The following is a 1,340-nucleotide window of genomic DNA, read 5'->3' on the forward strand; positions in this document are numbered from 1 at the left end:
TGCCGTATCCATAGAGGCAGGGAGGGAGATATTATGATTTTTCTTTGGGCTTTTTTGGTGGGAGGTGCAATCTGTGTTTTCGGACAATTTTGTTTTGATGTCTTGAAACTTACACCGGCCCACACCATGACCCTGCTTGTTGTATTGGGCGCGATTGTCGACGGAATTGGATGGTATGATCCGCTGATTGAATTTGCCGGGGCAGGAGCATCGGTCCCGATTACAAGCTTTGGTAACGCTCTTGTCCATGGTGCGCTTCAAGAACTAAAGAGCAATGGCTGGATTGGGATCATCACCGGAATTTTCGAAGTGACCAGTGCCGGAATATCCGCAGCGATTATTTTTTCGTTTCTCGCTGCATTGTTCGTAAAACCCAAAGGATAATACGGGGCCCAATCCGATTCGTTGGCTAAAATACACTGTAACGGTCGGTCAGGGCGATCCCTAACCGGCCGGTTTTGATTTAGGCTTTAGCCAGTTGAGTGCGTGAAACGCGCGAAACATAAAACCACCCGCTATGCGGGTGGAGGGATCGAGGGTTTGACCAATAAGACCATCCCGATAAAATTGAGATGTTCAGGCTCAATGAAAGGAATGGTCTTAAATGGCAAACAAGAGCTATAGTCTAGCCCATACAAAGTGGATGTGCAAATACCACATTGTGTTCACCCCGAAGTATAGACGGAAAGAGATCTATAATCAAGTGAGGAAAGACTTAATCGATATCTTCAAACGTCTATGTAAATATAAGGGAGTGGAGATAATCGAAGGTCACATGATGCCCGATCATGTACATATGCTAGTGGCGATTCCCCCAAAAATCTCAGTATGGGATATTTGAAGGGAAAAAGCGCCCTCATGATATTCGAGAAGCATGCGAATTTGAAGTATAAATACGGAAATCGAAAGTTTTGGGCAGAAGGATACTACGTAAGCACAGTGGGCTTAAATGAAGCAACCGTAGCTAAGTATATTCGTGAACAAGAAGCACACGACCAAGCAGTTGACAAATTGAGTGTGAAAGAATACGAAGATCCATTCAGCAATAACCGTAGCAAAAAGAAGTAAACCAGTTTAACTGGTAAGTGAAAGTGACAAATTACACTGAGCCTGAACAATTTATTGTCAGGCTAGCGTCTTTAGGCGCAGTTTGGCAACAAGGGGTTATACCCCTAGAGCAAACCACCCGTTTTGAACTGACCCCATAAAGTTAGACATATTATTTTATTAGGCAATTTGTTGGGCATGAGTTCGGTACTGTACCGGACTCATGCCTTTTAGTTTTGCTTTAATTCGCTTGTGATTGTAATAATCGATATATGTAGAAAGTTCTTGTTTAA

Annotated in this window: 2 protein-coding genes and 1 pseudogene; 2 read left to right on the plus strand and 1 reads right to left on the minus strand. The window is 43.3% G+C overall.

What is annotated here, in order from left to right:
- The first annotated feature begins 33 nt into the window (after window positions 1–33).
- Window positions 34–384: a stage V sporulation protein AE gene (spoVAE, locus tag ACPV3A_RS37665; protein ID WP_005832063.1), complete on the plus strand. Its 351-nt coding sequence runs from the start codon at window positions 34–36 to the stop codon at window positions 382–384.
- 220 nt (window positions 385–604) lie between these two features.
- A pseudogene (gene tnpA, locus ACPV3A_RS37670) lies at window positions 605–1,068 on the plus strand (IS200/IS605 family transposase).
- A 159-nt stretch (window positions 1,069–1,227) separates the two neighbouring features.
- Here the strand turns inward: tnpA and ACPV3A_RS37675 are convergent.
- Window positions 1,228–1,340, minus strand: a 113-nt coding sequence (locus ACPV3A_RS37675) for an IS3 family transposase (protein ID WP_426199875.1), incomplete at its 5' end; no start/stop codon positions are given.

The organism is Paenibacillus sp. Dod16 (assembly GCF_049893405.1).
Taxonomy (GTDB): domain Bacteria; phylum Bacillota; class Bacilli; order Paenibacillales; family Paenibacillaceae; genus Paenibacillus_AQ.